This is a genomic window from Streptomyces sp. NPDC002566 (genome assembly GCF_042889585.1).
Lineage (GTDB): Bacteria > Actinomycetota > Actinomycetes > Streptomycetales > Streptomycetaceae > Streptomyces.
In genome coordinates this window covers 36625-58357 of the sequence record NZ_JBIARD010000005.1, presented here as the reverse complement: position 1 = coordinate 58357, position 21733 = coordinate 36625, and the positions used below count along the sequence as shown (strand labels likewise).

Sequence of the window (21733 nt, the reverse complement as noted above, 5' to 3'; positions counted from 1 at the left end):
GACGGTTGGCCGGTCGGGCTCCCTTCCGGAGGGGAGCCGGGAGCCCGCGCAGGCCGGCACCGAGGCACAGTCACAACTGCAGATCGCCCGCACAGCCACAACTACAGATCGTCGTCACCCGCACAGCCACAACTGAACAAGCACGGAGGAAACGACAGCCACGGCTACGGACGAGCTGGAAGGAGCCTCAGAACATGTCCGGGCACCACGGTCGCCCGGGCGTACGCAGCAGGGCGTCGGCCTCACGGGCGGCGCCCGCTCGTTCTTCCCGGACCCGGCCCAGCGCCGCCAGCCGCGTCACCGACTCGTCGCCCAGCCACAGCCTCGCCAAGTCGGCCACGTCCAGGGTGAGATCGGCCGTACGGGTCGTCGGGGCGCAGGAGACGCCGTCCCCGGACGCGTCCAGCAGATAGCGGCCCCCGGCGAGACCGCCGCCGTCGGCCACCTCCAGCACCAGCGCCCCCGACGCGCCGTACGTCCTCGCCTCGAGCGCCCGTACGACGTCCAGGATCCGCACCCACAGCCAGTCCGCCTGCGTGGTGACGGTGGCCGCGCGCGGGTCGGGCAGCAGCTGCGGCAGCAGGTCGTCGGGGCCCCGCCAACCCGACTTCACCCGCACCACCCAGTCGATCGAGCAGAGGAAGTGCCACAGCGCGCGCTCCGCGGCGGGCGTCGAGGTGATCAGCCAGCGCACCGAGGCGGTGTTCATCGGCTGCTTGGCGTCACCCCACTTGTCGTCCGCCCGGTAGGAGACCAGCCCCTGCACCTCGCCGTCCGCCGAGCGGTACACCGCGTAGAACGGCTCGGCCCACGAGGCCTCCCCGTGCAGCCGCAGCACGCCGGTCTCCACCTCCCACCAGTGCTCGGTACGGCTCACCGCGCCGGGCTGGGCGAGGCGGAGCCGCTCGTGCAGTTCGGGGCCGACCTTGCGGGCCTCCTCCCCGTCGACCAGGTCGACGCGGCCGCCGTCCTCCGGGCCCGACCAGCGCGGGTCGAGGCCGGAGCGGGGCACGTCAACCGACCACTCGGTCGACGTGGTCGCCGGGCCGAAGCCGTAGCGGCCGTAGATCCGGTACTCGGCGGCGATGAGGGTGGCGACGACGTCGCCGCGCTCCTTGGCGGCGGCCAGGTCGTCGGTCATCAGCCGGGTGAGGAGGCCCCGGCGGCGGTGCGTCGGGGAGACGGTGACGGCGGAGACGGCGTCCGCGGGGACCTGGGCACCGCCCACGGCGGTCAGCTCCTGGGGGAACGAACGGAAGGTGGCGACGCACCGGCCCGCGTCCAGGGCGGCGGAGACGCGGGACCCGGCGAGGTTGGTGCGGCGGTCGGCGATCTCACGGTCGGTGATGGCCGCGCTGCTGAGGAAGCCGGTGTTGACCGCGCGCATCCAGTCGGGGAGTTCGGCATCGGTGATCGGGCGTACTTCTATCGGGACGTCGGCGTCGGCTCGGGAGGTCATGGGAGCCACGGTAGGCGGGGCCGGGCGAGAGGTGCGGGGATTTTTTTCCGCCCCCGCCGCCCCTCCCGCGCCGGCCCCGAAGGGCCTCGCCTCACGCTTCCCCGGAGGGGGCGCTCCCGGGCGGGCTGTCGCACACGAGCAGGTCGTCGACCTGCGCCTCGCCCTCCCGGTACCTCCGCGTGATCTCCGCCCCGCAGCCGTCGGCGGTGCGCTGGAGGCCCTGGCGGCGGCTGGAGACCTGCTCTTCGTACCGGACCAGACGGGCCATCGCCTCGTGCAGCTCCTCGTCCGTGCGGGCGTCCAGGTCCGACAGCTCGACCTCGGAGAGCATCTCCGCGGCCAGCCTGCCGTACTCCTCGCTGTACGGGGTGCCCAGCGTGACGTGCCGGGCGGAGGAACGGTGGCGGGCCGGGGCGTCGGTGAGGATCTCCGGGAGCCTGGCCACCATGGACGCCTCGGCCGGCGCGGGAACGGCCGCCGGGGCCCGCCGGGCCAGCTCCGCGCGCAGGATGTCGATCCGCCCCTGGAGCAGCCGCCGTACGTAACTCAGGTCGGCCTCGTCACGCTGGGCGTCCCGGCGCAGGGTGCGCAGCTCGGGCAGGCTCAGCCGGGGCAGGTCCGGCGCGGGCGGCTCGACGGGGAGCCCACGGGGCGGGCTGTCGGTGCGCTGCACCGGGGGGCGTTGGGGGCGGGCGGCGGCGCGACCCCCTGTCGGCCCCGCGCCGGTGCCGGTGCCGGCTGTGCCCGCCCCGGTTCCGCCCCCTGTGCTGTCCGCGCCGGCCCCGCCGGGGACGCCCTCGCCGGTGGTCGCCGCGGCCGCCGGGCAGCGCCCGGCCGGCTTCGCGGCGCCCACTGTGCTCACGGTGCTCGAAGTGCTCATGTGCCTCTACCGTCCCCTCGACCGGCGTGTGGGAGCATCGTGCCACCCCAAGTGGCCGCAATGTGACCGAGTGCCCCCGAACGGCCTCAGATAGGGCCGTAAGGAGACCTAAGGATCAAAAAGCGACCCCCCGGCCGACGGCCGGCGGGGGCACGGCATGATGGGGCGCATGCGTGCGGTGGTGCAGAGGGTGGACGGCGCGAGCGTCGTCGTGGACGGCGAGACGGTCGGCGCGATCGACGGCGAGGGGCTGTGCGTGCTCGTCGGGGTCACGCACGAGGACACCAAGGAGAAGGCCGCCCAGCTCGCCCGCAAGCTGTGGTCGGTCCGGATGCTGACCGACGAGCGCTCGTGCAGCGACATCGACGCGCCGCTGCTGGTGATCAGCCAGTTCACGCTCTACGGCGACGCCCGCAAGGGCCGCCGCCCCACCTGGAACGCGGCCGCCCCCGGCGACGTGGCCGAGCCGCTCGTCGACGAGGTGGTGGCTCAACTGCGCGCGCTGGGCGCGACGGTGGCGACGGGCCGGTTCGGCGCGCAGATGCGGGTCTCCCTGACGAACGACGGCCCGTTCACCGTGCTGATCGAGATCTGAGCGGGGCTGCCGGCCGTTTCCGACCGGCCTACGGCTCGACGACGACTTCCTGGGCCGCGGCGGTCTCGCCGGCGATGAGGCGGGCGTCCACCGGGACGTTCCGCTTGACCAGGGCCAGCGCCACCGGGCCCAGCTCGTGGTGGCGCGCGGACGTCGTCACGAAGCCGATCTTGCGGCCGTCGGGGCCCTCGTCGGCGGTACGGATCTCGGTGCCGGCGGGCGGGAGGTGGACCTCGCTGCCGTCGAGGTGGAGGAAGACCAGGCGGCGCGGGGGCTTGCCCAGGTTCTGGACCCGGGCGACCGTCTCCTGGCCCCGGTAGCAGCCCTTCTGGAGATGGACCGCCGTACCGATCCAGCCCAGCTCGTGCGGGATGGTGCGGTGGTCGGTCTCGAAGCCGAGGCGCGGGCGGTGCTGTTCGACGCGCAGCGCCTCGTAGGCGAGGATCCCGGCGGCGGGGCCGGACTTCGCGGCGTACGACTCCAGGTCGGCGCGGGGCAGGAAGAGGTCCCGGCCGTGGGCGGTCTCGCGGACCACGACGTTCTCGGGGACCTCGGCGATCGAGCCGGCCGGCAGGTGGACGACCGCGAAGTCGGCGGTGCGGTCGGCGACTTCGACCCGGTAGAAGAACTTCATCGACTCCAGGTACGCGATCAGCGCGTCCTGCGTGCCGGGTTCGACGTGGGCCCAGACCGTGGCGCCGTCGTCGACGAGGTAGAGGGCGTGTTCGATGTGGCCGTTCGCGGAGAGGATCAGCGCCTCGGTGGCCTCGCCGGCGGGCAGGTCGCTGACGTGCTGGGTGAGCAGCAGGTGCAGCCAGCTCAGCCGGTCCTCGCCGGTCACGGCGACGACCGCGCGATGCGAGAGGTCGACGAAGCCGGCGCCGTCGGCGAGGGCGCGCTGTTCGCGGAACAGGTCCCCGTAGTGGGCCGCGACGCCTTCGTCCACGCCCTCGGCGGGGACGGCGCCGGGCAGGGACAGCAGGGGGCTCTTCATGAACGCAAGCCTACGACCCGGCGGTCGGGCTCTCGGCGGCCCCGGCCTTCCGCGTGCACGCCTCGCAGCGGCCGAAGATCGCGAAGTGCTTCATGTCGGTGTCGAAGCCGAAGGTCTCGCGGAGCTTGGCCGTGAACTCGGCCGCCACCTGCACGTCCGCCTCGATGACGTTCGAGCAGTCCCGGCACACCAGATGGATGTGATGGTGCCGGTCGGCGAGATGGTAGGTCGGCGCGCCGTGCCCCAGATGGGCATGGCTGACCAGCCCGAGCTCCTCCAGGAGCTCCAGGGTCCGGTACACGGTGGAAATGTTGACCCCCGACGCCGTCTTCCTCACTTCCACGAGGATGTCGTCGGGGGTCGCGTGCTCCAGGGTGTCCACGGCTTCGAGGACAAGCTGTCGCTGCGGCGTCAGCCGATAGCCGCGCTGCCTGAGATCGCTCTTCCAGTCGGTGCTCACCACACCGACGAGTCTAGGACTACTTGAAGAAGGCGATGCCGTCGTCCGGCATGTCGTCGGGCAGGGCCTTGGCCCAGCGCTCGACCTCCTCCGGGGTGACGACCTTCTTCAGGTGCGCCGACATGTAGGGGCGCAGCTCGACCTCGGGGGTCTGCTTCTCGCCGACCCACATGAGGTCGCTCTTCACATAGCCGTACAGGCGCTTGCCGCCGGTGTAGGGGCGGGAGGCGGCCGTGCGGGCCACGGCGTCGGTGACCAGGTCGATCTGCGGCTTCTTGTCGGCCAGCTCGCCGTACCAGATCTCGATGACGCCGTCGTCGCGGGTCATCGTCACCTCGACCTTGCGCAGGCCGTCGATCCGCCAGAAGCCGGACTCCGACTCCAGGGGGCGGACCTTGTTGCCGTCGCCGTCCAGGACCCAGGTGTGCGAGCGGTACTCCAGGAAGTCCCGGCCGTCGTGGCTGAAGGTGACCTCCTGCCCGAAGTTGCACTTCTCGGAGCCGGGGAAGTCGTGCACGCCCGCGCCCGCCCAGGTGCCCAGCAGGAAGGCGAGGGGGACGAGGTCCTTGTGGAGGTCGGACGGGATCTCGATCATGGGTGACAGTTCCTAGACGGGGGTCAGCGCTGGCCCTGGTACAGCTTCTTCACGGTCAGGGCGGCGAAGGCGAGGACGCCGACGCAGACCAGGACCAGCAGGGCTTCGAAGAAGATCTCCACGGGGTGCTCCTCGCATGAGCGCGGTTCGGTACGACACAGGGCCGCCCCCCAGCTTACGCGGCCACCCCGACGCCCTCCGCGCGAGGTGCGCCCAGGGGGGCGGCCGAGGAGCGGCTCTGACTACGATTCGGGAATGGCGAAGAAGCTTGTGCTGAAGGTGACGGCGGGGGCCGACGCTCCTGAGCGGTGTTCCCAGGCGTTCACCGTCGCGGCGGTGGCCGTGGCCAGTGGGGTCGAGGTGTCGCTGTGGCTGACCGGGGAGTCCGCGTGGTTCGCGCTGCCCGGGAAGGCCGCCGAGTTCGAGCTGCCGCACGCCGCGCCGCTGCCCGACCTGATCGAGTCGATCCTGGCCGGCGGGCGGATCACGCTGTGCACGCAGTGCGCGGCCCGGCGGGACATCTCGGAGGGGGACGTCCTGGAGGGCGTACGGATCGCGGGCGCGCAGGTGTTCGTGCAGGAGGCGCTCGGGGACGAGACGCAGGCGCTCGTCTACTGAGACGCGCCGCTAGGGCGTGTTTCGAAAGTCCCTCCCCCACTGCCTTAAGGGCGTGGGAGGTACCCCCAGGCTCGCGGCGCCTGGCACGCGCGCTCGCCGCGTTGTCGGGATCGCCCTCGTACGCCCAGTACGAGGGCGACCCTCCGCCTTGCGATCGCACGCACCAGGCGCCGCGAGCCCCGCCCTGCGGGCGGAAGACGCTACTTTCGAAACACGCCCTAGGGGTGGCGCTTCCTGCCGTCCAGCTCGTCCCACCACTCGTCGGACTTCGTGTCCCCGGACGGGGCGTCCCACCAGCGGTCCTCGGGTCCGCGCCGGTTGGCGACGATCGCCGCGAGCGGCGGGATGACCATCGCCACCACGCACATCCCGACGGCCACCGGCGTCGACCAGAGGCGCACGACTCCCCAGGCCAGGACGAACAGGGCGACACAGGTGCCCATCATGGCGAAGTAGAGACGCCTCCGGCGTGCGTACATACGTCCAGCGTAGGTGCACGCCCAAGGGCCGCACCCCAGGCGTCCAACCCGCGGGGTGCGGCCCTTGCGACCGTCACGTCGTGCCTCGGAAGGCGACCTCTCAGACGGCGATCGCGACCTCGGCGAGGCCGCCCTGCTGGGCGACGACCGTGCGGTCGGCGCTGCCGCCGGGAACGAGGGCGCGGACGGTCCAGGTGCCCTCCGCCGCGTAGAAGCGGAACTGGCCCGTCGCGGAGGTCGGGACCTCCGCGGTGAACTCGCCCGTCGAGTCCAGCAGACGGACGTAGCCCGTCACGGGCTCGCCGTCGCGGGTCACCTGACCCTGGATCGTGGTCTCACCGGGCTTGATCGTCGAGGCGTCCGGGCCGCCGGCCTTCGCTCCACACATGCTGCTACTCCAGAGTTCGTTGAAAGGTCGGTCGGGGGTGGTTACTTGCTGGCGCCGAGCTCGATCGGCACGCCGACGAGGGAGCCGTACTCGGTCCAGGAGCCGTCGTAGTTCTTGACGTTCTCCACGCCGAGCAGCTCGTGCAGGACGAACCAGGTCAGCGCGGAGCGCTCGCCGATGCGGCAGTAGGCGATGGTGTCCTTGGCGAGGTCCACCTGCTCCTCGGCGTAGAGCTCCTTGAGCTCGTCGTCCGACTTGAAGGTGCCGTCGTCGTTGGCGTTCTTCGACCACGGGATGTTGCGGGCGCTCGGGACGTGACCCGGACGCTGCGACTGCTCCTGCGGCAGGTGCGCGGGGGCGAGCAGCTTGCCGGAGAACTCGTCGGGCGAGCGGACGTCGACCAGGTTCTGCGAGCCGATCGCGGCGACGACCTCGTCGCGGAAGGCGCGGATCGAGGTGTCCTGCGGCTTGGCCTTGTAGTCGGTGGCCGGGCGCTCCGGCACGTCGGTGCCGTCGACCAGCTCGCGGGCGTCGAGCTCCCACTTCTTGCGGCCGCCGTCGAGGAGCTTCACGTTCTCGTGACCGTAGAGCTTGAAGTACCAGTAGGCGTAGGACGCGAACCAGTTGTTGTTGCCGCCGTAGAGGATCACCAGGGTGTCGTTGGCGATGCCCTTGGCCGACAGGAGCTTCTCGAAGCCCTCCTGGTCGACGAAGTCACGGCGGACCGGGTCCTGGAGGTCCTTGGTCCAGTCGATCCGGATCGCGTTCTTGATGTGGTTCTTCTCGTACGCCGAGGTGTCCTCGTCCACCTCTACGACGGCGATGTTCTCGTCGTCCAGGTGGTCTTGCAGCCAGTCGGCGTCGACCAGGACGTCGCTGCGGCTCATGCTCGTTCTCCTCCGGGGCAGTTGCGGCGGGGGTGGGATGAAGAAGGGTGCGCGGCCGGGACTCGCCTGCGGCCGGGCGCACGGATGCCCTCGAGATCTAGGGCGCCGGGAGGGCGCGGAAGGCGGGCGGCGCCTTGCGCTCAGAAGGGGCGACAGAGCATGGCGGCGACGCGGCACAGGTCTACTGCCCGCCGCTTCGTGAGATCCGCCTGTCGCTGCATCATGCTGTCGATCGTAGGGACGGAAAGGGCGGCATGTCATCAGCGTGCCGAATGGTGAGATGCGATCGTCCGCATTTCGGGACGGGTGAAGAAACGACGACGCGCCCGGGCCGTCGCGGGACGGCTTCCGGGCGCGTGCGGGGGCGCTCGTATCTACGGTACGGACGGCGGCGTCTCGCCTGTCGGACACTCGCCGCCCGGAAGGCTCCTCGGGTGGCCGGAACCTCGCGGGTACCGTCCGAGAACGGCCCTACCCGGCCAGGCGGACGTTCGAACCCTTCACCGAGATCTCCACACCGTCGGCCGCCGCCTCGACCTTGTCCAGCTTGATGCCGCCGGGCAGGTCGTCGATCTTCTGCTGGAAGTCGGTGATCGAGCGCACCTCGTTCTCCGCGGCCCGCACCCCGCCGAAGCTGGGCAGCGTGTCCGCGTGCACCCGGACCGTGTCCCCCTCGACGGCGACCGAGCTGAGCACGGTGAGGGGCTGCGGCAGCTTGTTGCCGAGGACGGACGCCTCGACCGTCACCTTGATCTTGCCGTTGCCGCCGTCGGACAGGCCCACGACCCGGGCGGTGACGCCCGGCCCGACCCGGTTGGGCTCGGACTTGGCGGCCTTGAGCAGCTCGGCGTACGAGATCGACGCGCTGCCGGTGGCGTCGGCGGCGGTGGCGGAGCTGAAGTCGCTGGAGAACGCGACGCCCTTCATGTTCGCCTGGAGGTCCTGGATGCGGATCTTCTCGCCGCCCGTGCCCGCCGTCGCCTCGTAGTCCTTGATCCCCACCTCGACGTCGTCCAGCTCACCGCCGGCGACCTGGGTGAGGAAGGGGAAGCCCTTGATGGACACGTCCGGCGTGGTGGCGAGGCCCTCGTTGGCCTTCAGCTTCTCCGCGGTCTCGTTCTCGGCGAAGTTCACGGCGAGACGGTCGGCGATGACGAAGAGACCGCCGAGGATCACCACGACGACCAGCAGTATTCGAAGCGCGCGCATTGCGGTTGGTCCCCCACCCGGGTGTGTCCGACGGACAGTTCAGTGCCCACACACGGTAACCCCCTGGTGAGGGGTGACCGGGATCTGTCGACCACCTGTGACAGTGAGGGACCCGCCGCGATGCGGTCGGGTGGCTCAGGCCAGGGTCCGGCCCAGGATGTACACCGCCGGGGCGGCGGCAGCCAGCGGCAGGGCCACGCCCGCCGTGAAGTGGACGAAACGGGACGGGTAGTCGTAGCTCGCGACGCGGTGGCCGATCAGCGCGCAGACCGCCGCGCCGGCGCCGAGCAGCGCGCCCTTCGCGCCGAGGCCGGTCATCCCGCCCACCGCGATGCCGGCGCCCGCCGCGGCGAGCAGGGCGACCACCACCGACACCGGTGTCGGCAGCGGGAGGGCCCTGGCCAGGGCGGCCACGGCGACGGCCGCCGCGCCGACGGTCACCGCGTCGGGGTCGGCCCCGAGGTGACCGGTGGCGACGATCGCGAGGGCCGCGGAGGCGACCGTCGCCATCAGGCCGTACATCCGCTCGTCGGGGTCGGCGTGCGAGCGCAGCTGGAGGACCAGGCAGAGCAGGACCCAGACGCCGAGCGTGCCGAGGATGGCCGCCGGGGCGTTCTCCCGGCCGGCGACGAGCAGCGCCGCGTCCGCGGCCAGCGCGCCCAGGAAGGCCAGCGCGATGCCCTGCCGGGCCGGCCACATGCCGTTCAGCCGGAACCAGCCCGCCGCGGTGACGGCCTGGAGGACGACGACCGGCACGAGCAGCGCGTACGTGCCGACGGCCGCCGTCGTGGACAGGAGCAGTCCGAGCAGCGCCGTGAGCGCCGCGGGCTGCATCCCGGGCTCGATGATCGGCGACCGCCCCTCCAGCCGGGCCCGCTGGGCGTCGGTGACACGGGCGTTGCCGGCGAGGGTGGCGGGACCGTAACCGCGGCTGTCGCCGCCGGAGGCGGCGGGGGCCGGCTCGGCGGGCGCGCCGACGGGGGGCTGCCCGGGGGTGCCGCCGTGGGCCGGCTCGGCCGTGGGGCCGTAGGCGGACGGCCCGTGGCCGTGAGCCGCGCCGTGGGCGGGGTCGTGCCCCGCGCCGGACTCGGGTGCGTAGGGGTTGCCCGGCACAGGCGTGTGGGACGGCTGCTGCGTGCCGTAGGGCGACTGGTGCTGCCAGACCGTCGGGGCGCCGGTCTCCGGGGGGAGCGCGCCGGACTGGGGGGCGGCGCCGTACGCGGGCGCCTCGCCCGTCTGCTGCGGCAGGTACGCCGTCCGCGCCGCGTCCGTCGCGTCGAGCTGCGGCTGCACGCTGGTCTCCCAGGTCTGGCCCTGCCACTCCTGCGTGTACTGGAGGTGGGCCTGCTGGTCGTCGTACCCGTACTGCTGCTGCCCGGGCCACGCCTGCTGCGGCTGCTGTTGCTGCTGGGCATAGGGGTTCTCCCCCTCGTGGCCCTGCCCCTGTCGATACGGCTGGTCGCTCATCCTCACCCTCCTGCGAACGGCGGGAGCACCTCGACCGTGCCGCCGTCGGCCAGCCGTACCGTCTCATGTGCGCGGGTGCCCACCGGGTCGCCGTCGACGAGGAACGAGCACCGCTGCAGGACGCGCGCGAGGTCGCCGGGGTGTCGCTCGCGCGCGGCACGGAGCGCCTCGGCGAGGTCGGCCGCTTCGTGCGGCTCCTCGGCGACCCCGGCCGCGGCCTTGGCGGCCGCCCAGTAGCGCACCGTGACCTTTGCCATGCCGTTCCTCTGGTTCCTGACTCGAATACTCGATCTGTCGACGCTCGACAGGCTCAGGCTAGCCCGCCCGGGAGACGGCCCAGTCCCCGATCCGGGCGAGCAGCGCGTCGGCGGCGGCGTTCTCGGCGTGGCCCATGCCGTGCTCCAGCCAGAGTTCGCCGTGCCCACCGGCGGCCTCGGCCAGCATCAGGGGGTGGTCGAGGGGGAAGTAGCCGTCGCTGTCGCCGTGGACCAGGAGCAGCGGCGTCGGCGCGATCCGCGGGACCGCCTCGGCCGGGGAGAGCGGCACCGGGTTCCACTCCCGGCGGTGGATCCGGGTGCGGAAGCCGTAGCGGCCGACCAGGCGGCCCGCGGGGCGGGTGACCAGCCAGTGCAGCCTGCGCATGGGGGCGGTGCCCCGGTAGTACCAGCGGGCGGGCGCGCTCACCGAGACCACCGCGTCCACCGTCCCCGGGTGCAGCGCGGCGTGCCGCAGCACCACCGAGCCCCCCATGGAGAAGCCGACGGTGATCACGCGCGCGTGGCCGAGTCCGCGGGCCCACTCCACGGCCGCCGCCAGGTCGAGGACCTCGCGGTCGCCGACGGTGGAGTGCCCGCCGGAGCGGCCGTGGCCGCGGAAGGAGAAGGTGACGACCGCCCCGTACGCGGAGAACGCCGACGCCACCCGCCGAACATGCGGCCGATCCACGTCTCCGGTGAATCCGTGCGCGATGACGAACACCGGGTGAAGGGAACGCGTGCGTCCGGTGCCGGAAAGAGGACGTGAGGTGTGGTGCGCGACCTTTCCCGGGTCGTACACGGCGTCGATGGAAACACCGTCGGCCGTGCGCAGAAACGTCCGGGAAGGCGGGTGTCCGTCCGTCTCGGAGTGCGGACTACCGGCCCGATGACCTGCCCGGCTGCTGCTCATGTGGGCTATTGTGCTGGACAGAGGACTCGGGCAGCGTTGCCCCCGGGTCCTTTTGTGCTTTCGGAAGCGTTGTATACGAAGCGGGAAACTCCAGGTGACCGCCGGTGTACGGGCCCCCGGGAACGCAAAGCCGAAGTGACGCAGTACCCGCGTACCGCCGTACCGAAGCAGCGCGGTGCCGAAGTGCCGCAGTACCCGAAGCGTCCTCGCAGGGACCGAGGAGGAACCAGACGTATGAGTTCTCTGCTGCTCCTGACCAACGCCCTCCAGCCGTCGACGGAGGTGCTCCCCGCGCTCGGGCTGCTGCTGCACAACGTGCGCGTGGCTCCGGCGGAGGGCCCCGCCCTCGTCGACACCCCGGGCGCCGACGTCATCCTGATCGACGGGCGCCGTGATCTGCCGCAGGTCCGCAGCCTCTGCCAGCTGCTGCGCTCGACCGGCCCCGGCTGTCCGCTGGTCCTCGTGGTGACCGAGGGCGGCCTCGCCGCCGTCACCGCCGACTGGGGCATCGACGACGTGCTCCTCGACACCGCAGGCCCCGCCGAGGTGGAGGCGCGCCTGCGACTGGCCATGGGCCGCCAGCAGATCGTCAACGACGACTCCCCGATGGAGATCCGCAACGGCGACCTGTCGGTCGACGAGGCGACGTACTCCGCGAAGCTCAAGGGCCGCGTCCTCGACCTCACCTTCAAGGAGTTCGAGCTGCTGAAGTACCTGGCCCAGCACCCGGGCCGGGTGTTCACGCGTGCGCAGCTGCTCCAGGAGGTCTGGGGCTACGACTACTTCGGCGGCACCCGGACCGTCGACGTCCACGTACGGCGGCTGCGCGCCAAGCTGGGCCCCGAGCACGAGTCGCTGATCGGAACCGTCCGCAACGTCGGTTACCGATTCGTTACGCCCGAGAAGATCGACCGCGCCGCGGACGAGAGCAAGGGCAAGGCGGACCACTCAAAGGCGGAGGATGCGGACAACACGCCTTCGTTGAACGCCGAAGAGGTCTCGGCAGAGGCCTAGTACCGGCCGGTACCCGCGACGGCCGCCCGGGGAGCGCGCGGCGGCCGCGCGGGAAGGCGCTTTCACGCCCTGCCCGCAGCGGGTCCATCCGCGTAGACTCCGCGCGTGGCCAAGGTGACTAGGGACGATGTAGCGCGGCTGGCAGGGACGTCCACTGCCGTGGTCAGCTATGTCATCAACAACGGACCCCGGCCGGTCGCCCCGGCCACGCGCGAGCGCGTACTCGCCGCGATCAAGGAACTGGGGTACCGGCCCGACCGCGTCGCCCAGGCCATGGCGTCCCGGCGCACGGACCTCATAGGCCTGATCGTGCCGGACGCGCGCCAGCCCTTCTTCGGGGAGATGGCGCACGCGGTCGAACAGGCCGCCTCCGAGCGCGGCAAGATGGTGCTCGTCGGGAACTCCGACTACATCGGCGAGCGCGAGGTCCACTACCTGCGCGCCTTCCTCGGCATGCGGGTCTCCGGCCTGATCCTCGTGAGCCACGCGCTCAACGACAACGCGGCCGCCGAGATCGACGCCTGGGACGCCCGGGTGGTCCTGCTCCACGAGCGGCCCGAGGCCATCGACGACGTCGCCGTCGTCACCGACGACCAGGGCGGCGCACAGCTCGCCGTACGCCACCTGCTGGAGCACGGCCACGAGTACGTCGCCTGCGTCGGCGGCACCGCCGAGACCCCCGCCGTCGGCGACCCCGTCTCCGACCACGTCGAGGGCTGGCGGCGCGCCATGGCCGAGGCCGGGGTCAGCACGGAGGGGCGGCTCTTCGAGGCCCCCTACAACCGGTACGACGCCTACCAGGTGGGCCTGGAACTGCTGTCGGGCCCGAACCGCCCGCCCGCCGTCTTCTGCTCCACCGACGACCAGGCGATCGGCCTGCTGCGGGCGGCGCGCGAACTGCGCATCGACGTCCCCGGCGAGCTGGCCGTCGCCGGCTTCGACGACATCAAGGAGGCCGCGCTCGCCGACCCGCCCCTGACCACGGTCGCCTCCGACCGCCCGGCGATGGCCCGCGCGGCGGTGGACCTGGTCCTGGACGACGGGCTGCGGGTCGCGGGCTCACGCCGCGAACGGCTGAAGGTGTTTCCGTCGCGGCTGGTCGTCCGCGGCTCCTGCGGCTGCTCGTAGGCGCGCGGCCCCGGCTTCACGAGGGTGGCCCCGGCTTCATGAGGGTGGCTCCGGCTTCATGAGGGTGGCTTTGGCTTCATGAGGGTTCCCTGAGAGGGCTCTCAGGGTGCCGAGAGGCGTCTTTACGCCGGGCGGACGAGGTTCTGCCGTGGTTCTCAGGGAGCACTCAGGGACCTCTCATGGTCGGGCGCGAAGCTCGCTTCCATGACCGAGAGCTTCCGCCGCAGCGGCGAACACGACGCGTACGAGAACCACGCGAACCCTCAGCAGGGCGCCCCGCAGCACGCCTCCACCCCCGTGAACCCGGAGTGGCCGCCTCCGCCGGCGTACCGGCCGGCGGCGCGGGCGGCTGAGCCGGCGGGGGTGTGGCAGCGGGAGCCGCAGGGGCAGGCGCACGTGCCGAGCGGAGTCGGCGGGGACTTCGCCGGCTCCCAGGTCGGCGGGGGCTTCGGTGGCTCCGGGGTCGGTGAGGGGTTCGGTGGCCCGGGGGCGGCTGGCGGCTTCGGTGGCTCCGGGGCGGCTGGCGGCTTCGGTGGCTCCGGGGCGGCTGGCGGCTTCGGTGGCTCCGGGGCGGCTGGCGGCTTCGGTGAAGGCGGGGCGGGCGGCGGTTTCGGTGAAGGCGGGGCGGCTGGCGGCTTCGGTGAGGGCGGGGGAACCGCGATGCTCAGCCCGGTGCCCGCCGGCCCCGCCGCGCCGGAGAAGAAGCGCACCCGCGGCCCGCTCGCGCTGCTCGCCGCCGTGGCGATCGTCGCGGCCGCGATCGGCGGCGGCACGGCCTTCGGCATCCAGGAGCTGACCGGCAAGGACCAGGTCGTCTCCTCCTCGACCAGCACCAGCGTCGTCCCCGCCGGCAAGACGGGCAACGTCGCCGCCATCGCCGCCGCGGTCAGCCCGAGCGTCGTGGAGATCAACGCCACTCTCGCGGGCGGCTCGTCCACCGGCTCCGGTGTGATCATCACCGGCGACGGCGAGATCCTCACCAACAACCACGTGATCTCCGGCGCCTCCTCGATCAAGGTGAGGACGAGCGACGGCAAGCAGTACACCGCGCGGGTCGTCGGCACCGACGCCGCCAAGGACCTCGCGCTGATCAAGCTGCAGAACGCCTCCGGTCTGCGGGCCGCCACCCTCGGCGACTCCGCCGGCGTCCAGGTCGGTGACACCGTCGTGGCGATCGGCTCCCCCGAGGGCCTCACCGGCACCGTCACCAGCGGCATCGTCTCCGCCCTGAACCGCGACGTGACCGTATCGACGGACGAGAGCCAGGGTCAGCAGCAGCAACAGCAGGGCGGCGGCTGGCCGTTCGAGTTCGGCGGCCGTCAGTTCAACGGCGACACCGGCTCGTCCACGACGACGTACAAGGCGATCCAGACGGACGCCTCGCTCAACCCGGGCAACTCCGGCGGCGCGCTGATCGACGCCGGCGGCGACATCATCGGCATCAACTCCGCGATGTACTCCGCGGCCAACGCGTCGTCCTCCTCCGACGCCGGCAGCGTCGGCCTGGGCTTCGCCATCCCGATCAACACCGTCAAGGCCGACCTGCCCTCGCTGCGGGCGGGCGGCTCGGACAACTGACCCCGTTCGACCAGCGGGGAGCGCGTCATGGTCAAGCAGGTGACGACGGCGGTGCCGGCGCCGCCGGACCGTGCGGGTCCGCTGAGTCCGGACACGATCCCCGCACCCGCAGGGAAGCATGCGAGGCTGAAACCGTTCAGATCGTCCGGCCTCCCGTCCTCCCACCGCACCCGAGGAATCCACGCCCATGAGCCCCGCCGAAGGCGACCGTGACCCGCAGCGCATCCTGATCGTCGACGACGAGCCGGCGGTGCGCGAAGCACTCCAGCGCAGCCTCGCCTTCGAGGGTTACGCCACGGAGGTCGCCGTCGACGGCGCCGACGCCCTGGAGAAGGCGACGGCCTACCGGCCCGACCTGGTCGTCCTCGACATCCAGATGCCCCGCATGGACGGCCTCACCGCCGCCCGCCGCATCCGCGGGGCCGGCGACACCACGCCCATCCTCATGCTGACCGCCCGCGACACGGTCGGCGACCGGGTCACCGGCCTCGACGCGGGCGCCGACGACTACCTGGTCAAGCCGTTCGAACTCGACGAGCTGTTCGCCCGCGTCCGCGCGCTGCTGCGCCGCAGCTCCTACGCGGCGGCCGCCGCGGAACACGTCCAGGAGGACGACGCCCTCACCTTCGCCGACCTGCGCATGAACCTGGCCACCCGGGAGGTGACCCGGGCCGGGCGGCCGGTGGAGCTGACCCGGACCGAGTTCACCCTGCTGGAGATGTTCATGGCGCACCCGCGCCAGGTCCTCACGCGCGAGCAGATCCTCAAGGCGGTCTGGGGCTTCGACTTCGAGCCGTCGTCGAACTCCCTCGACGTGTACGTGATGTACCTGCGCCGCAAGACCGAGGCGGGCGGCGAGCCCCGGCTCGTGCACACCGTGCGGGGCGTGGGTTACGTGTTGCGGCAGGGCGGCGCGGAGTGAACAAGCTCGTACGGCGGCTGCGGACCCTCCCCATCAGGGCCCGTCTGTCGATGCTGGTCGCCGCGGCTGTGGCGTTCGCGGTGGCGGCGGTGTCGGTGACGTGCTGGTTCATCGTGCAGGGGAAGCTGTACGACCAGGTCAACGACGACCTCCAGCAGGCGGTGCGGTCGAAGCCCGGCAGCTGGGCGCAGTTGCAGTACGCCTCGCTCAACTGCACGAAGTCCCCGCAGAGCACGAGGCCCTTCCGCAACCTGTACACCCAGGTGGTCATGGCCGACGGCACCCCGTGTGTCACCGACGACTCCCTCGGCGCGATCAAGGTCACCCAGTCCGACAAGGACGTGATCGAGAACGGGGCCTCCGGTCAGGGCGTCATCCGCGACGGCACGGCCGACGACGGCACCCCGGTCCGTGTGATGACCGTGCCGCAGCCCGCCCAGGACCCCAGCGGGCAGCCATCCTATGTCGCCATCAGCGTCGGAGTGTCACTCAAGAGCACCCACTCCACCCTCAACGAACTCGCCCTCATCCTCCTCCTCGTCTCCGGCATCGGGGTGGTCGGCGCGGGCGCCGCCGGTCTCGCCGTCGCCCGGGCCGGGCTGCGCCCCGTGGACAAGTTGACCGAGGCCGTCGAGCACGTGGCACGGACGGAGGACCTCGGCATCCGCATCCCGGTGGAGGACGAGAGCGGCGACGAGGTCGCCCGGCTCTCCCGTTCCTTCAACTCGATGACGGCCTCCCTCGCCGACTCCCGTGAGCTGCAACAGCAGTTGATCGCCGACGCGGGCCATGAACTGCGCACGCCCCTGACGTCGTTGCGCACGAACATCGAACTGCTCACCCGCAGCGAGGAGACGGGCCGCCCCCTCCCCGCCGCCGACCGCAAGGCGCTCCTCGATTCGGTGAAGGCGCAGATGAGCGAACTGGCCTCGCTCATCGGCGACTTGCAGGTCCTTTCGCGCTCGGAGGGGCAGCGGGGCGAGCGCGTGCAGGTGGTGTCCCTGGAGGAAACCGTGGAGTCGGCCCTGCGCCGGGCCCGGTTGCGCGGGCCGGAGTTGACCATCACGGCGGCCCTGGAACCCTGGTTCACGCGGGCGGAACCGGCGGCTCTGGAGCGGGCGGTGGTCAACATCCTCGACAACGCGGTGAAGTTCAGCCCCGAGGACGGCACGATCGAGGTGCGGCTGACCGACGGCGTGCTGACCGTCCGCGACCACGGTCCCGGCATTCCCGAGGACGAACTCCCGTACGTCTTCGATCGGTTCTGGCGCTCCCCCGGCGCCCGCGCCCTCCCGGGTTCGGGCCTCGGCCTGTCGATCGTCGTCCGGACGGTGCGGGAGGCGGGCGGACAGGTCACGCTGGCCCGCGCGGAGGGCGGCGGCACGGTGGCGACCGTACGGCTGCCGGGCGCGCCCGTGCCGCCGCCGGAGGTTCCCGAAGCTCCATAGGGCGGCAACCTTTCCGCAGCGAGCGGCGACCCCCGCATGACCCGCACGTCGTCAGGGTGGTCCCTCCCCCTCGCACGGAACGGAAACCCCACACATGAGCGACTTCCGCCGCACGACCTCTCACCACCGGCGCGGCGCCGCCGCGGTGAGCCTCCCGCTGGCGCTGGCCACGACCGGTGCCTTCGGGCTCGCCTTCGGCGCGGATCTCGGACTGTTCGGCGCGGACGCGCAGCGCACGGCGTCCGCGGCCGCCGCCACGACCCTCACGGTCGCGCAGGACGGCTCCGGCCAGTTCAAAACCGTGCAGGCCGCGGTGAACGCCGTACCGGCGAACAACCCCTCCCGCGTCGTCATCTCGGTCAAGCCGGGGACGTACCGGGAGCTCGTCAAGGTCCCCTCCAACAAGCCGCACGTCACCATCCAGGGCACGGGCGGCAACCGCAAGGACACGGTGATCGTCTACAACAACGCGTCGGGGACGCCGAAGCCCGACGGCTCGGGCACCTACGGCACGGGCGGCAGCGCCACCGTGGCCGTCGAGGCGGACGACTTCCAGGCCCGCAACCTGACCTTCTCCAACGACTTCGACGAGGCCGCCCACCAGACCATCGCCCAGCAGGCGGTCGCCCTGCGCACCGCCGCGGACAAGGTGGTCCTGGACGGCGTCACCGTCAGCGGCGACCAGGACACCCTGCTCCTGGACACCGCGTCCAAGGACCGGCTGGGCCGCGTCTACATGGCGAACTCCTCGATCGTCGGCAACGTCGACTTCATCTTCGGCCGGGCCACCGCGGTGATCGACCGGTCGGTCATCACGCTGAAGAAGCGCTGGAACGGCACCTCGGCCGGCTATGTCACCGCCCCCAGCACGGCCGCGAACCGCAAGGGCATCCTGATCGCCAACTGCACAGTGAGCGGCGACGTCTCCAGCCGCAGCTTCTACCTCGGCCGCCCCTGGCACGCCGGCGGCGACGCCACCCTCGACCCCCAGGCCACGGTCCGCAACACCAACCTCAGCGCCGCGATCAGGACCGCCCCGTGGACGGACATGAGCGGCTTCTCCTGGAAGGACGACCGCTTCGCGGAGTACCGCAACACCGGCGCCGGCGCGGGCCCGGCAAGCAGCGACCGCCCCCAACTGACCGACACCCAGGCAGCGAACCAGGAGATCGCGGACTGGCTGGCGGGCTGGACGCCGTCGGCGTCATAACGGCCCCCCGCCCCGAGCGGGCGTCAGGCGTCAGGCGTCAGGCGTCAGGCGTCAGGCGTCCAGCAGGGTCCCTGGCAATGGAAACCCCCGCACCCGCCCGGTCGCCGGCTCCACCCGGGTGACCGCGTTGTCCGTGTAGACCAGCCAGCCCGCAGGGCTCCTGGTCAGCGCGTGGGACGCGGTCATGCCGGCGATCCGCACCCGGTGCCGCTCCCCGCCGGTGACGGCGTCGATCTCGATCACCTGGGTGCTGTCGCCCTCTGCCACCGCGAGCACGACGGACGAGCCGTGGGCTGCCACGCCGTCGACCCGGCCGCCGGCCACGGTCACCGTGGTCGCGTCCTCGGTCCGCGCGAGGGTGGCCCGCACGCCGCCGGGCGAGCGGCCGACGGCCGACCGCACGATCACCGGACGGCCCCCCGGGCAGGCGAGCCCCACGATGTCCGCTCCGGCCGGGACCGCCACCGGCCTGACCCGCCCCCCGGTCAGTTCGGCGACCGTCACCCGGGCGCCGCCGAGGCAGACCGTGTCCGAGTCCGGGTCGGAGGCCGCCAGCACGACGGAGCCGGGGACCTTCAGCTCCCGCAGGGTGGACCAGTCGGCGGGGTCGCGGACCAGGACGGTGGACGCCGGGGCACGGCCGGCGGTCTCGGCGTCGGGCAGCGACGCGACCTCGGCGACCAGCGTCCGGCCGGGCAGGACCTGGCGCAGCCGCTCGTCGCCGGGCAGGCTGTCGAGGACGCGCTCCCGGCGGTTCACCAGATAGCGCCGGTCGGGGCCGTGCCCCTCGCGGGGCACGCTCACCAGCCAGCGCCCGTCGGCGAGCCGGACGAGACGGGGGCTGAGCGTCTCGGTGTCGTCGGACCGCTGGGGCACGACCGCGAGACTCCGGGCACGAGCCCGGCGGGGATCGACCCCGACCACCGTCACCAGTCCGTCCACCCTGGTCAGCGCGAACGTCGTGGTACCCGACCAGTCGTGCTCCAGCTCCGGGCCGCCGGGCCCGGCGCAGGCGGCGGCCAGCAAGGCCGCCGGGACGGCCAGTGCGACGCCGAGGCGCACCCGCGTGCCGTTCGAACGGGCCATGCCCGGGCTCACCAGTCCCTCATCGCGTCGGTCGGCGACATCCGCGCCGCCCTGCGGGCCGGGCCGAGCGCGCCCGTCACCACCACCAGCACGGTCACGGCCACGAGGGTGAGCACGGTCCCGGGCGCCGGCAACGGAACCCAGCTCTCCGCATAGGGCGCGAGATCGGCGCTGCCCCGCATCAGGGCCGCGCCCACGCCGCCGAGCAGGACGCCGAGCACCGTGCCGGCCACCGCCGCGACCGTCCCGGCCAGGGCCATCTCGGCGACCAGCATGGTCAGCACCGTCCCGGTGCGGAAACCCACCGCCTTGAGGACGCCGATCTCCTGGACCCGCTGCCGCGCGAGCGCGCCCGTCACGGTGACCGCGCCGGCGAAGGCCAGCACGGCGAGCACCGCGAGCAGCACCCGCCCGGCCGTCCTGACCAGCTCCAGCACGGCCGGCAGCGCGTCGAGCTGCTGACGGAGGGTGAGAGCCGGGTAGCCCAGCTTCTGCACCGACCGCATCACACCGGGCACGTCGGCGGCCGTCTCGGCGACGACGGTCAGCTGGTCGTAGCCGACGGTGCTCAGGTAGCGGTCGGCCGGTTCCCCGGCGCGCTCCGCCGCCCAGGCGACCACGTCGGCGTCGGCGGCGTAGGCCGCGTCGGGGCCGTCCAGTTGCCAGGCCTGGTCGTAGACGCCGACCAAGCGGGCGTGGCGGGTGACGCCGGCGCCCTCGCCCGGCCGTACGTAGCGGATCGTCTCCACCTCGATCTCACGGCCCACCAGCCGGCTCAGGTCCACCCCCTGGGAGACGGCCGGGGCGACGATCTCGCCGGGCCGGAGGGGGAAGAGACGGGCGCGGACCGACTTGGTGACCGGCGGGGCGAGCGCAGCGCGGTACGTCGTCGCGTACAGCAGGGCGGTGACCCCGGTCGGCGTGGACACGCCGAACGACGCCTGCGCCCGATGCTGCACGGAGGCGACGTGCGGAAGTCCAGCCAGCCGGGCCGCCGTACGCGTCGTCAGCGGCGGTGTGCCGGGGCGGCCGTCGGGCCGGTCCACGGTGACGCTGCGGTTGGCGGCGCTCTCCTCCACCCCGGTGTCGGTGGCCCGCCGCGCCGTGTCGGCGATGCCCAGCGCCCCGAGGCAGACGGCGCCCCCGACGGCGACCAGCGCGACGAGACCGTACATACGGCGGCGCAGCACGCGGGCGTTGGCCCACGCGAGCAGGAAGACGTTCACGCGGCACTCCCCTCGGGTGCGGGCGCGCCGGAGTCCAGCCGGTGCACCGTGTCGGCGGCGCCGGACACGACCGGGTTGTGCGTCACCAGCACGACGGCCCGCCCTTCGTCGGCGAGTTCGCGGAACAGGTCCAGGAGCAGCCGCTCGGCGGCCTCGTCGAGGTTGCCGGTGGGTTCGTCCGCCAGGACCAGGGGCGGATCGTTGATCAGGGCGCGGGCGAGCGCGACCCGCTGCTGCTCCCCGCCGGACAGCTCGCCGGGGAGGTGCCGGGCCCGCCCGTCCAGCCCGACGCGCTCCAGGAGCCGCCGAGCCCGTTCCTCGCCCCGGGCGCGGGGGCCGGCGTGGGGCAGCAGGACGTTGCGGAGCGCCGAGTGCTGCGGCAGCAGGTTGTACGCCTGGAAGACGAACCCGATCCGGCGACGGCGCACATCCGCGAGCGCGCGGTCGCCGAGCCCCGTCATGTCGGTCCCCTCGACGAACACCCGGCCGCTGTCCGGCACGGTCAGCAGGCCGAGGATGTGGAGCAGCGTCGTCTTCCCCGCTCCGGAGGGGCCGACGAGGGCGCTGATCTCACCGGCCCGCACGGTGAGATCGACGTCTTTGAGAACGTCGACCCGCTGCCCGCCCGGCGGGTGGGACCTGTTCCGTACGTATGACTTGCGGACGGCCTCGGCCCTCAGCAACGCGTTCACCACACTTCCGCCCGCCTTCCGGTCCCATCGGCCGCGCTCGTCAGCCGGCCCACGCGGCCGTGCAACTGCCGGTCGAGGGCCCGCACGCCCCACGTGGTCTTGAGGTCGCAGGCGGTGTCCCCGCCGCCGACCTGGAACAGCCCGGGCAGCCCGGGGCAGCCCTTGTACGCCGAGACGCCCCGTGCCAGGGCGGCCCACAACGCCCCGTCGGATGTGGGCCGGGCCCCCTTT

The 21733-nt window shown here is 72.6% G+C and carries 25 protein-coding genes; 8 read left to right on the top strand and 17 right to left on the bottom strand.

The features are described 5' to 3' along the window. Window positions 1–187 precede the first annotated feature (187 nt). Together ACFYXA_RS21820 and ACFYXA_RS21815 are read right to left on the bottom strand one after the other, a co-directional pair. Entirely contained in the window at window positions 188–1459 is a 1272-nt protein-coding gene (locus tag ACFYXA_RS21820) for a GNAT family N-acetyltransferase (RefSeq protein ID WP_389035233.1), read from the bottom strand. 91 nt (window positions 1460–1550) lie between these two features. Further along, complete coding sequence (locus tag ACFYXA_RS21815; protein ID WP_389036146.1) at window positions 1551–2321, bottom strand: aerial mycelium formation protein; 771 nt, start codon at window positions 2319–2321, stop codon at window positions 1551–1553. A 187-nt stretch (window positions 2322–2508) separates the two neighbouring features. Between ACFYXA_RS21815 and dtd the strand changes: the two genes are divergently transcribed. Continuing rightward, window positions 2509–2934 carry a D-aminoacyl-tRNA deacylase gene (gene dtd, locus ACFYXA_RS21810; protein ID WP_351091784.1) on the top strand — a complete coding sequence of 142 codons (426 nt, stop codon included), beginning with the start codon at window positions 2509–2511 and terminating at the stop codon, window positions 2932–2934. A gap of 28 nt (window positions 2935–2962) precedes the next feature. Here dtd and ACFYXA_RS21805 read toward each other — a convergent pair whose 3' ends face one another. Genes ACFYXA_RS21805 through ACFYXA_RS21795 form a run of 3 tightly spaced genes read right to left on the bottom strand, consistent with a single transcriptional unit; the run spans window position 2963 to window position 4983 of the window. Next, window positions 2963–3928: a folate-binding protein gene (locus ACFYXA_RS21805; protein WP_351334730.1), complete on the bottom strand. Its 966-nt coding sequence runs from the start codon at window positions 3926–3928 to the stop codon at window positions 2963–2965. Between the two features lie 10 nt (window positions 3929–3938). Further along, the gene (locus tag ACFYXA_RS21800; RefSeq protein WP_351091788.1) at window positions 3939–4391 is read right to left on the bottom strand and encodes a transcriptional repressor; all 453 of its coding nucleotides are present in this window, start codon (window positions 4389–4391) and stop codon (window positions 3939–3941) included. Window positions 4392–4407: 16 nt separating this feature from the next. Next, entirely contained in the window at window positions 4408–4983 is a 576-nt protein-coding gene (locus ACFYXA_RS21795; RefSeq protein WP_130441834.1) for an FABP family protein, read from the bottom strand. A gap of 255 nt (window positions 4984–5238) precedes the next feature. On the opposite strand from ACFYXA_RS21795, the gene ACFYXA_RS21790 reads away from it, so the two are divergent. Continuing rightward, a complete protein-coding gene (locus ACFYXA_RS21790) occupies window positions 5239–5601 on the top strand; it encodes a DsrE family protein (RefSeq protein ID WP_351091797.1) in 363 nt (120 codons plus the stop codon). A gap of 218 nt (window positions 5602–5819) precedes the next feature. On the opposite strand, the gene ACFYXA_RS21785 is transcribed toward ACFYXA_RS21790, so the two are convergent. The 8 genes from ACFYXA_RS21785 to ACFYXA_RS21750 form a co-directional block, all read right to left on the bottom strand. Then, complete coding sequence (locus ACFYXA_RS21785) at window positions 5820–6080, bottom strand: DUF3099 domain-containing protein (protein ID WP_130441828.1); 261 nt, start codon at window positions 6078–6080, stop codon at window positions 5820–5822. Window positions 6081–6180: 100 nt separating this feature from the next. Further along, complete coding sequence (locus ACFYXA_RS21780) at window positions 6181–6468, bottom strand: DUF1416 domain-containing protein (RefSeq protein ID WP_006139129.1); 288 nt, start codon at window positions 6466–6468, stop codon at window positions 6181–6183. A gap of 41 nt (window positions 6469–6509) precedes the next feature. Continuing rightward, window positions 6510–7355 (bottom strand): sulfurtransferase, encoded by an 846-nt coding sequence (locus ACFYXA_RS21775; RefSeq protein ID WP_352246639.1) that lies wholly within the window; start codon window positions 7353–7355, stop codon window positions 6510–6512. A 140-nt stretch (window positions 7356–7495) separates the two neighbouring features. Further along, complete coding sequence (locus ACFYXA_RS21770; protein WP_351335063.1) at window positions 7496–7576, bottom strand: Ms5788A family Cys-rich leader peptide; 81 nt, start codon at window positions 7574–7576, stop codon at window positions 7496–7498. 250 nt (window positions 7577–7826) lie between these two features. Continuing rightward, the gene (locus tag ACFYXA_RS21765; RefSeq protein WP_352246640.1) at window positions 7827–8564 is read right to left on the bottom strand and encodes a DUF2993 domain-containing protein; all 738 of its coding nucleotides are present in this window, start codon (window positions 8562–8564) and stop codon (window positions 7827–7829) included. 135 nt (window positions 8565–8699) lie between these two features. Then, a complete protein-coding gene (locus tag ACFYXA_RS21760) occupies window positions 8700–10031 on the bottom strand; it encodes a hypothetical protein (RefSeq protein WP_389035224.1) in 1332 nt (443 codons plus the stop codon). 2 nt (window positions 10032–10033) lie between these two features. Further along, a complete protein-coding gene (locus tag ACFYXA_RS21755; RefSeq protein ID WP_130441819.1) occupies window positions 10034–10288 on the bottom strand; it encodes a MoaD/ThiS family protein in 255 nt (84 codons plus the stop codon). Between the two features lie 58 nt (window positions 10289–10346). Continuing rightward, on the bottom strand, window positions 10347–11198 hold the full coding sequence (locus ACFYXA_RS21750; protein WP_389035220.1) for an alpha/beta hydrolase family protein: 852 nt from the start codon (window positions 11196–11198) through the stop codon (window positions 10347–10349). A gap of 234 nt (window positions 11199–11432) precedes the next feature. Between ACFYXA_RS21750 and ACFYXA_RS21745 the strand changes: the two genes are divergently transcribed. From ACFYXA_RS21745 to ACFYXA_RS21720, 6 genes are all read left to right on the top strand, one after another. Next, on the top strand, window positions 11433–12212 hold the full coding sequence (locus ACFYXA_RS21745; RefSeq protein WP_352246643.1) for a response regulator transcription factor: 780 nt from the start codon (window positions 11433–11435) through the stop codon (window positions 12210–12212). A gap of 105 nt (window positions 12213–12317) precedes the next feature. Further along, complete coding sequence (locus ACFYXA_RS21740; RefSeq protein WP_352246644.1) at window positions 12318–13340, top strand: LacI family DNA-binding transcriptional regulator; 1023 nt, start codon at window positions 12318–12320, stop codon at window positions 13338–13340. 204 nt (window positions 13341–13544) lie between these two features. Then, window positions 13545–14918: a S1C family serine protease gene (locus tag ACFYXA_RS21735; protein WP_389035215.1), complete on the top strand. Its 1374-nt coding sequence runs from the start codon at window positions 13545–13547 to the stop codon at window positions 14916–14918. Window positions 14919–15105: 187 nt separating this feature from the next. After that, complete coding sequence (locus ACFYXA_RS21730) at window positions 15106–15840, top strand: response regulator transcription factor (protein ID WP_351091815.1); 735 nt, start codon at window positions 15106–15108, stop codon at window positions 15838–15840. Then, window positions 15837–17288 (top strand): ATP-binding protein, encoded by a 1452-nt coding sequence (locus tag ACFYXA_RS21725; RefSeq protein ID WP_389035211.1) that lies wholly within the window; start codon window positions 15837–15839, stop codon window positions 17286–17288. The genes ACFYXA_RS21730 and ACFYXA_RS21725 overlap by 4 nt, the downstream gene beginning before the upstream one ends. A gap of 94 nt (window positions 17289–17382) precedes the next feature. Beyond that, window positions 17383–18498: a pectinesterase family protein gene (locus tag ACFYXA_RS21720; RefSeq protein ID WP_389035208.1), complete on the top strand. Its 1116-nt coding sequence runs from the start codon at window positions 17383–17385 to the stop codon at window positions 18496–18498. Window positions 18499–18549: 51 nt separating this feature from the next. On the opposite strand, the gene ACFYXA_RS21715 is transcribed toward ACFYXA_RS21720, so the two are convergent. The 4 genes from ACFYXA_RS21715 to ACFYXA_RS21700 are packed head-to-tail and all read right to left on the bottom strand — an operon-like array spanning window position 18550 to window position 21702. Next, on the bottom strand, window positions 18550–19584 hold the full coding sequence (locus tag ACFYXA_RS21715) for a hypothetical protein (protein WP_389035205.1): 1035 nt from the start codon (window positions 19582–19584) through the stop codon (window positions 18550–18552). An 8-nt stretch (window positions 19585–19592) separates the two neighbouring features. Continuing rightward, window positions 19593–20810: an FtsX-like permease family protein gene (locus ACFYXA_RS21710; protein WP_389035202.1), complete on the bottom strand. Its 1218-nt coding sequence runs from the start codon at window positions 20808–20810 to the stop codon at window positions 19593–19595. Then, entirely contained in the window at window positions 20807–21502 is a 696-nt protein-coding gene (locus ACFYXA_RS21705; protein WP_389035200.1) for an ABC transporter ATP-binding protein, read from the bottom strand. Before ACFYXA_RS21705 ends, ACFYXA_RS21710 begins: the two co-directional genes overlap by 4 nt. After that, window positions 21499–21702 carry a hypothetical protein gene (locus ACFYXA_RS21700; protein WP_389035197.1) on the bottom strand — a complete coding sequence of 68 codons (204 nt, stop codon included), beginning with the start codon at window positions 21700–21702 and terminating at the stop codon, window positions 21499–21501. Before ACFYXA_RS21700 ends, ACFYXA_RS21705 begins: the two co-directional genes overlap by 4 nt. Between the last annotated feature and the right edge of the window lie 31 nt (window positions 21703–21733).

What these genes read in the sequence shown, in the direction of transcription:
- ACFYXA_RS21745 (WP_352246643.1), top strand. Translation starts at nt 11,433, where the DNA reads ATGAGTTCTCTGCTGCTCCTGACCAACGCCCTCCAGCCGTCGACGGAG.
- ACFYXA_RS21755 (WP_130441819.1), bottom strand. Translation starts at nt 10,288, where the DNA reads ATGGCAAAGGTCACGGTGCGCTACTGGGCGGCCGCCAAGGCCGCGGCC.
- ACFYXA_RS21770 (WP_351335063.1), bottom strand. Translation starts at nt 7,576, where the DNA reads ATGCAGCGACAGGCGGATCTCACGAAGCGGCGGGCAGTAGACCTGTGC.
- ACFYXA_RS21750 (WP_389035220.1), bottom strand. Translation starts at nt 11,198, where the DNA reads ATGAGCAGCAGCCGGGCAGGTCATCGGGCCGGTAGTCCGCACTCCGAG.
- ACFYXA_RS21775 (WP_352246639.1), bottom strand. Translation starts at nt 7,355, where the DNA reads ATGAGCCGCAGCGACGTCCTGGTCGACGCCGACTGGCTGCAAGACCAC.
- ACFYXA_RS21715 (WP_389035205.1), bottom strand. Translation starts at nt 19,584, where the DNA reads ATGGCCCGTTCGAACGGCACGCGGGTGCGCCTCGGCGTCGCACTGGCC.
- ACFYXA_RS21780 (WP_006139129.1), bottom strand. Translation starts at nt 6,468, where the DNA reads ATGTGTGGAGCGAAGGCCGGCGGCCCGGACGCCTCGACGATCAAGCCC.
- dtd (WP_351091784.1), top strand. Translation starts at nt 2,509, where the DNA reads ATGCGTGCGGTGGTGCAGAGGGTGGACGGCGCGAGCGTCGTCGTGGAC.
- ACFYXA_RS21795 (WP_130441834.1), bottom strand. Translation starts at nt 4,983, where the DNA reads ATGATCGAGATCCCGTCCGACCTCCACAAGGACCTCGTCCCCCTCGCC.
- ACFYXA_RS21730 (WP_351091815.1), top strand. Translation starts at nt 15,106, where the DNA reads ATGAGCCCCGCCGAAGGCGACCGTGACCCGCAGCGCATCCTGATCGTC.
- ACFYXA_RS21760 (WP_389035224.1), bottom strand. Translation starts at nt 10,031, where the DNA reads ATGAGCGACCAGCCGTATCGACAGGGGCAGGGCCACGAGGGGGAGAAC.
- ACFYXA_RS21820 (WP_389035233.1), bottom strand. Translation starts at nt 1,459, where the DNA reads ATGACCTCCCGAGCCGACGCCGACGTCCCGATAGAAGTACGCCCGATC.
- ACFYXA_RS21785 (WP_130441828.1), bottom strand. Translation starts at nt 6,080, where the DNA reads ATGTACGCACGCCGGAGGCGTCTCTACTTCGCCATGATGGGCACCTGT.
- ACFYXA_RS21720 (WP_389035208.1), top strand. Translation starts at nt 17,383, where the DNA reads ATGAGCGACTTCCGCCGCACGACCTCTCACCACCGGCGCGGCGCCGCC.
- ACFYXA_RS21790 (WP_351091797.1), top strand. Translation starts at nt 5,239, where the DNA reads ATGGCGAAGAAGCTTGTGCTGAAGGTGACGGCGGGGGCCGACGCTCCT.
- ACFYXA_RS21765 (WP_352246640.1), bottom strand. Translation starts at nt 8,564, where the DNA reads ATGCGCGCGCTTCGAATACTGCTGGTCGTCGTGGTGATCCTCGGCGGT.
- ACFYXA_RS21805 (WP_351334730.1), bottom strand. Translation starts at nt 3,928, where the DNA reads ATGAAGAGCCCCCTGCTGTCCCTGCCCGGCGCCGTCCCCGCCGAGGGC.
- ACFYXA_RS21735 (WP_389035215.1), top strand. Translation starts at nt 13,545, where the DNA reads ATGACCGAGAGCTTCCGCCGCAGCGGCGAACACGACGCGTACGAGAAC.